Below are 6,479 nucleotides of genomic sequence, written 5' to 3'. Positions count from 1 at the left end.
CATCGCTTGTATACAATTTCAGTAAAGAAAAAGTACTACTTACAGGTGTAACACAAAATAATGATCCAAAAAACTACTATGAATTATTCACTAGCTCCAATGCCCAAAAAACTACCATAACCAATATTCTACCGGAAAATACTGCCAACTACACTGTTTTTACTATAGAAAGTTACAGTAATTGGAAAGAAAAGCTACAAAATTGGTTCGTCAGTAAAAAAGAAGAAAATAAAGTAACTAACGTACAAAAAAACATTAGTCTTAAATATCACATAGATCCAAATCAGATATTCCCAAAATATTTCAAAGATCAGCTTATTACCTTCCAGCTAAGCACTGCAGAAAAAATTGGCGCGATCAATTTGAGTAACGGCGAAAAAGTTGATCAGTTACTACTAGATCTTAGTGGAGATTATGGGGATGGCATTAAACTATTTAAAGAGGACGATCTCTTGTATGTTTATTTTGGAGAGCCATTTAAGAAATTTAAAAGGCCTTACTATATCATTATAGATAATTACATGGTTTTTGCTAATAATGCCAGCACAATACAATCTTTCCTGAGCAACTATAAAAACAACCACCTTCTTATAAATAAAGAGAGTTATGCCAACAGCATCAATCAATTGCCAAATACTTCCAGCATTAGTTTCTTCATTGATCTCAATAATTCCTCAGATATATTTCTAAAAAATATATACCTGCCTTACTACAAACACATCACATCTGAAAAGGGATTAAAAAATTATCAATCATTTATATACCAACTTAGCGGAGATAATGGTAAATTTCAAACAAATGTTTTGATGAGCAGGAAACAACAACCTTTAGCGCAAGATTCTTTAATATTAGAAAATGACTCACTATGAGAAAATATCTGATCCTATTCTCATTTCTATTTCTTTTTAATCAGCTAAAAGCTCAACAGTATGGTCTTTTCAATACAAAAACCTTATTTGATGGATTTGAGAACCCAGCGCAAAAAACATTCGTTCTAGATTCCTCGCGAAAATATGCTTCAAATTTCTTCTTACCCTATTTCGGAGTAAATGCCATCAATAAAGGCAATGAGGATATAATGCATAAATTAATTAGCAGTGGAAAACTTTCAGTAAAAGACATTCCAATCGGAACGAATAAGCTAAACCGCGTCTATCAAAATTCCAACATATATTTATTCAATTTTAAGATATTTAAATCCTATAAGTATCATAAGGAGATTGGTTTTTCGTGGCAATTGCGAACAGACCTTCATGCAAAATACACTAATGAATCGCTTGCCGTAATAGATGATTACACCAGGTTCATTAACAATTCCAATTTAACTAAAAATCCGTTTAACAATAGCGGATATGGTCAATCTTATCATCAATTCAGTCTAACCTACAGAGAAAACTATACTAAAAAGCTTGCTTTCGGTGTTAAGATTAGTTTATTAAGTGGAATTTCCTTTAACAGTTTAAAGACTGACCATTCGGCCATCCAGCCCGGACCAACAACGGATAAAATAGCTTTATCATTAAAAGGTACATATAAAGCAAGTTTTCTGGAGGCCAAAGATTTAGAAACTAACGACCTGATTCCTACATTTAAAAACCCGGGACTTGCGCTAAGCTTTGGCACAACATATACCTCAAAAAGCGGGGTGTTTATTATGGCTAATATAAAAGACCTTGGCGTAATACGATGGAGCAACAGTTCCTATGTTAGCAATTTTGACAACATGCTTAATCCTACCATAATCCCGGAGGATAATGGCCCAAACACCCCGCCCCGCAGTCCGAGGGATAAAGATCAAAGGATAAGAAACCAGATTACAGATATTGTAAAAAATGATGCGGTAAATAAAAGCTTTTATACCCTCACAAATGCCAAAGCTGATTTCCTGATTTCTAAAACATACAGTTTCTATACACCTAGTTTTATGGTGTCAAAAAATCTGTTTTATAATGGCGGTGATGCAGCCCTTGTAAATAAATTCCGCTATTCTGATTTTTCTATAAGTGCAATTCCAATCTACAACTTCAATAACCTGTTTCTTTTTGGAATGCAGGGAATGTATCAAACCCCAAACTTTGAGTTCTTCTTAGGTTCAGATAATCTCCTTAAGACAACTCGAACCGCTTATGCAGCAATCAAAACCGATACATCGCCAAAGTCAGGATATAATGGTGCATCTTTTTACATGGGATTAGGTATTAAGTTTGGCTATACTGTAGAACACCCCCAAAACAGCAGCTATATACCAGGCTTGGATGATCAGGAAACAGGTTTCTTCAAACGCATTTTCAGTGTATTCTCTAAAAAGAGATGAAGTAAAAATTCACAATGATGGTTTAATTTCTAGATCGGTCGTCATCTCTCACGATGTTCAAGATGACACGGAAGGATAATGACCTGGAAGAATCTATTGTTCTAATACCAAAATATCAGAACAACTGTCTTACTTTTTTTTAGGTGTAGTTAAGACAAAATCCTTTAAGTAAAAGGGCTCGAAATAAGCAACATCTTCAAATCTGGAGCACGCATAGGCATCATGAGCAAGTTTACTCATGTAAGATGCTGAGTTAAAATTCAGTTCCGAAAATTTTGCATTTTCCTGCTTCAGCACACCAACGCACTTAGCGGCACCGTTGCCAATAAAAGTTATTACATTATCATTTAGATCCTCGGCAAAGCTCTGATCATCTATTATCTTAGCCACAACCGGAGTCACGGTTCTAAGATTATTATCATAAACAGAAGTAAATACCTCCATCCTTCTGGCATCAATCATTGCGCAAATCAGTCCATCGTAATCAGGATTTTGAAGCATAAATCCTTGTGCCATCATTTGAAGAGTAGGAATTGCAATTAATGGCTTATCAAGAGCAAAGCACAGTCCTTTTGCTGTAGAAACGCCAATACGCAATCCTGTATAAGAACCTGGCCCCATACTTACTGCTACAGCATCAAGATCCTCAAATTGCAATCCTGTAGAATCCATAGCCTCCTTTATAAACAAAGTTAAGCTACCGGCATGAATATTATTTGCCATTAGCTCTTTTAAAGCTATGGTCTTACCATCATGTGCTATTGCAGCAGAACAGACTTGTGTAGCGGTTTCAATTTGAAGTATAGTAGCCATCAGTTTAAATTAAAAATATCATTACGGAACAGGATCATGGCCATGACCACCCCAAGGATGGCACCGGCCAATACGTTTCAAAGTTAACCAGCCTCCTTTAAACGGACCATGCTTTTTAATAGCCTCAATACCATATTGAGAACAAGTAGGCGTATATCTGCAACTTGCTCCAAGCAATGGAGACAATAACCATTGGTAAAGCTTTATCAAGCCTAAAAAAAACCAGCCAATTAGCTTTTTAATTATCCCCATCAGCTTTTTTCATTTCATTGGTCCCAACGGCTGCAACTAATTTTTTAAAAACTCCGGACATTTTTTTCTCAAAAAATGAATAATCGTAAATCTGCTTGCCAATAAACTGCACAGAAAGCAACAATAGCTCATTAGAACCGACAAGAGATGTGTAAAGCTGTGATTGTTTTTCAAGGCGATAAACCTCACGGGTGCGGCGTTTAATCAAGTTTCTATCTACTGCCCTTTTAAAGCGTTTTTTAGAAACATTAATTACAACCTGCACAGGATATTTGTGCGCTGTATCTACGTATAAATAAGATACACGAAAGGGGTATAATAAAAAAGAAGAACCGTTCTTAAATAGCAAGTCAATTAACTTCCTGCTACATAACCGTTCTTCTTTGTTAAATGTGTTCATGTTTTTGATCGCAACTTTGCAGATGTCCTGATCTGCTAACACCTAAACGTGCTGCAATCAAAAATTATGCTTTATGACGACGTTCGTCAGAAACTGATAATCTTTTTCTTCCTTTTGCACGACGTGAAGCTAATACTCTTCTACCGTTTGCTGTAGCCATTCTTTCGCGGAAGCCATGCTTGTTTCTTCTCTTTCTTTGCGAAGGTTGGAATGTTCTTTTCATAACTGTATTATATCTTAGACTATTTTTTTAATTAAGAGGTGCAAATATAGTGCGATTTTTTTCTAATTGCAAATAGAATTAGAATTTTCTATAAGCCTAGTGCAGCTTTCAACTTCACATACCCTGTTTTACTCACTGGCAGCCATATATCCGATTTTAAAAGAACAATATAACTATCCTTTTCTTTCAGCTCGATCTTAGTAACCTGCGCCAAATTTATAATATATGAACGATGTATCCTAATGAATTGAGCGGAGTCCAAAGTTTGTTCAAAAAAGCTCATTGTTTTATTCTTATGAAATATCCCCTCAACGGTACTCATTTTCACATAATCATCATCTGCCTCCAGGTAGTGAATATCAGAAACGGCAATAATTTTAATTACCCCATTCTTTTTAACTACAACCCTATTATTTTGTGTTGGACTAAGCGCTGCAGAATCTAATAATTCTCTGGTTGATTCATCACTATTGTTATTCAACCTTGATGGTAGTTTCTGCATAGCAAGATCAAACCTGCTCTTTTCAATAGGTTTTAATAGATAATCGACCGCATTAACTTCAAACGCCTTAATTGCATACTCATCAAATGCCGTGGTAAATATTACCGCAGGCGGTTTCTCTACTAATTCCAACATCTCAAAACCATTAATTTTTGGCATTTGTATGTCCAGAAAAATAAAATCAGGCTGGTGCTGAGTGATCGCTTTAATACCTTCAAACCCATCATTGCATTCTGCCAACACCTCAATATTTGGAAAGTCGCTCAGATAATGTTTCACAATATCCCTGGCTAAGGGTTCATCATCAATTAGTATTGTTCTTATCATTTGCCTGAGGTATTTTAAGCGTTGTTATAAATAAATTATCTTCTGTAGCCTTTGTTTTCAGCAATTTTTCATCAGCGAACAACAAATATAGCCTTCTTTTAATAGCAGACAAACCAAAACCAGTTCCGCCAGCCGCCTTCATTTCAGGATCATAAGGATTTTGTACCATAATCACCAGGACATTATTTTCAACCTTTACTTGCATTGAGATTGTAATTGCAGCCGAGGTATTGTAAAGGCCGAATTTTATTGCATTTTCTACTATCGGCTGTAACAATGTACCTGGCAAATACAGATTCAACGTATCCTCGTCGATATTAATATCAATATTCAATCTGTGGCTAAATCTTACTTTTTCAATATCAAGATAAAGCTGGATATATTCCATCTCTTCTCCTACGCTAACCCAAACCTCATCATCACGTTTTAATGTACCTCTTAAAAAGGCGGCAAGCTTAGTGATCATGGTGCCTGCCTCTTTAGGATTTACTATAGTAAGGGCATATACAGAGTTCAAGCTATTAAACAAAAAATGTGGCTGCAGCTGATGCCTTAGCTTATTTAATTCTGCTTCCTTTGATAAGTTCTGAGCCGTGAGCAATCTTTGCTGGGTGGCAGACTGTTCTTCCAGTCTGTACCATAATATATTTGCTAAAGCACACCAGGCTAAAAATATAAATACAATAATAAAGCGAACCAATAAAGACAAGTTTAAAAAACTTTGGTAAGTAAGGTTATCTACAAACAAAAAGTTTAGTGCAAACTTACTTGCAAAAGTGATGATCAGAGCCAGCATTAGAGTTAACACTAGTATAAACAATATCGTTTCATTTTTAGGTTGGTAATAACCTAATAAATTACTCAGAATAATACATGCTATAGCCAATAGCCCATTTGTTATTAAACTGTCAGCAACAGAAACAGGCAGCGTAAAATTCAGTGTATAATAAAACAGGAACACAAAAATTGCTACCCAGGCTAAAAATATAACAAGGGCAAACTTCTGGATCTGTGGAACTGATAGAGGTCTAGTTGTCAAAACAATCTAATTCTGTAGTTGTAAGTTGTATATGTTCTTTTAAAAAGGCCTGTCTCTTTTCTATCTGATCTAAAAAAGCAGAGACATCAATTGGTTCATGCATTATTGATGCTATTTCAGCACCATCATCAGGTGTTTGAATTTCATGCAGATCAGCAATGCAAATAAATCTCCAGGTTACCAGTTCGCCACTACAGTTATTAAATGGCGGATGAAAACTATTGGCTGTTTCTTCTGCTTTTAAAAGTGCTTCTGCACTATTTAATGCTAGCATTAATCTTAATTGTTCATCAAACTGCGGTTTGTAACTACCCTCACCGCAAACTATTTCATAAATATACCTTACTAAAAACCATTTCATAACATAGGGTTTTAAAAGTTTCTAATATCCACCCCGCCAAATAATGCCACCCCCTTAATAATTATTATTTTTCTTGGCCCGTCTATCACCTGACCCATTGCTCTCTTATCATCCATACCACCAAAAATGGCGGTAACTTCAGATTTCACTTCCCAACTTGGTGGAATCACGATCTTTAATCCTCCAAATATTGCAACCACCTCCAGAATTATTGTGCCTTCAAAATCAGCTTGCGTTAAGTTGATATC

The 6,479-nt window shown here is 35.6% G+C and carries 9 protein-coding genes and 1 pseudogene; 2 read left to right on the top strand and 8 right to left on the bottom strand.

Annotated features, from left to right (window positions below):
* Together AC1DG9_RS21250 and AC1DG9_RS21245 are read left to right on the top strand one after the other, a co-directional pair.
* Positions 1–869 (top strand): hypothetical protein (locus AC1DG9_RS21250; protein ID WP_477635192.1); only part of this gene is annotated, 869 nt, incomplete at its 5' end.
* On the top strand, positions 866–2,314 hold the full coding sequence (locus tag AC1DG9_RS21245; RefSeq protein ID WP_172659834.1) for a DUF5723 family protein: 1,449 nt from the start codon (positions 866–868) through the stop codon (positions 2,312–2,314). The genes AC1DG9_RS21250 and AC1DG9_RS21245, both read left to right, overlap by 4 nt.
* Positions 2,315–2,443: 129 nt before the next feature.
* Here the strand turns inward: AC1DG9_RS21245 and tsaB are convergent, their stop codons facing one another.
* From tsaB to AC1DG9_RS21205, 8 genes and pseudogenes are all read right to left on the bottom strand, one after another.
* Complete coding sequence (gene tsaB / locus AC1DG9_RS21240; RefSeq protein ID WP_172659833.1) at positions 2,444–3,127, bottom strand: tRNA (adenosine(37)-N6)-threonylcarbamoyltransferase complex dimerization subunit type 1 TsaB; 684 nt, start codon at positions 3,125–3,127, stop codon at positions 2,444–2,446.
* 21 nt (positions 3,128–3,148) lie between these two features.
* Positions 3,149–3,379 carry a membrane protein insertion efficiency factor YidD gene (gene yidD / locus AC1DG9_RS21235; RefSeq protein ID WP_172659832.1) on the bottom strand — a complete coding sequence of 77 codons (231 nt, stop codon included), beginning with the start codon at positions 3,377–3,379 and terminating at the stop codon, positions 3,149–3,151.
* Positions 3,366–3,779 (bottom strand): ribonuclease P protein component, encoded by a 414-nt coding sequence (rnpA, locus tag AC1DG9_RS21230; protein WP_288879022.1) that lies wholly within the window; start codon positions 3,777–3,779, stop codon positions 3,366–3,368. Before rnpA ends, yidD begins: the two co-directional genes overlap by 14 nt.
* A 64-nt stretch (positions 3,780–3,843) precedes the next feature.
* Entirely contained in the window at positions 3,844–4,002 is a 159-nt protein-coding gene (gene rpmH / locus AC1DG9_RS21225; protein ID WP_055133745.1) for a 50S ribosomal protein L34, read from the bottom strand.
* Positions 4,003–4,090: 88 nt separating this feature from the next.
* On the bottom strand, positions 4,091–4,831 hold the full coding sequence (locus AC1DG9_RS21220) for a LytR/AlgR family response regulator transcription factor (protein WP_337716579.1): 741 nt from the start codon (positions 4,829–4,831) through the stop codon (positions 4,091–4,093).
* Positions 4,809–5,870: a sensor histidine kinase gene (locus AC1DG9_RS21215; RefSeq protein ID WP_246269427.1), complete on the bottom strand. Its 1,062-nt coding sequence runs from the start codon at positions 5,868–5,870 to the stop codon at positions 4,809–4,811. The genes AC1DG9_RS21220 and AC1DG9_RS21215 overlap by 23 nt, the downstream gene beginning before the upstream one ends.
* Positions 5,860–6,231, bottom strand: coding sequence for a DUF4288 domain-containing protein (locus tag AC1DG9_RS21210; RefSeq protein WP_172659829.1), 372 nt, complete (start codon positions 6,229–6,231; stop codon positions 5,860–5,862). Before AC1DG9_RS21210 ends, AC1DG9_RS21215 begins: the two co-directional genes overlap by 11 nt.
* Positions 6,232–6,242: 11 nt before the next feature.
* A pseudogene (locus AC1DG9_RS21205) lies at positions 6,243–6,479 on the bottom strand (LiaF transmembrane domain-containing protein); the annotation flags it as partial.

Source organism: Pedobacter sp. 05L430, assembly GCF_056397585.1.
Note: the sequence above shows the minus strand (reverse complement) of the source record. Positions and strands in the feature narration are given on the sequence as shown.

What these genes read in the sequence shown, in the direction of transcription:
- AC1DG9_RS21245 (WP_172659834.1), top strand. Translation starts at nt 866, where the DNA reads ATGAGAAAATATCTGATCCTATTCTCATTTCTATTTCTTTTTAATCAG.
- tsaB (WP_172659833.1), bottom strand. Translation starts at nt 3,127, where the DNA reads ATGGCTACTATACTTCAAATTGAAACCGCTACACAAGTCTGTTCTGCT.
- yidD (WP_172659832.1), bottom strand. Translation starts at nt 3,379, where the DNA reads ATGGGGATAATTAAAAAGCTAATTGGCTGGTTTTTTTTAGGCTTGATA.
- rnpA (WP_288879022.1), bottom strand. Translation starts at nt 3,779, where the DNA reads ATGAACACATTTAACAAAGAAGAACGGTTATGTAGCAGGAAGTTAATT.
- rpmH (WP_055133745.1), bottom strand. Translation starts at nt 4,002, where the DNA reads ATGAAAAGAACATTCCAACCTTCGCAAAGAAAGAGAAGAAACAAGCAT.
- AC1DG9_RS21220 (WP_337716579.1), bottom strand. Translation starts at nt 4,831, where the DNA reads ATGATAAGAACAATACTAATTGATGATGAACCCTTAGCCAGGGATATT.
- AC1DG9_RS21210 (WP_172659829.1), bottom strand. Translation starts at nt 6,231, where the DNA reads ATGAAATGGTTTTTAGTAAGGTATATTTATGAAATAGTTTGCGGTGAG.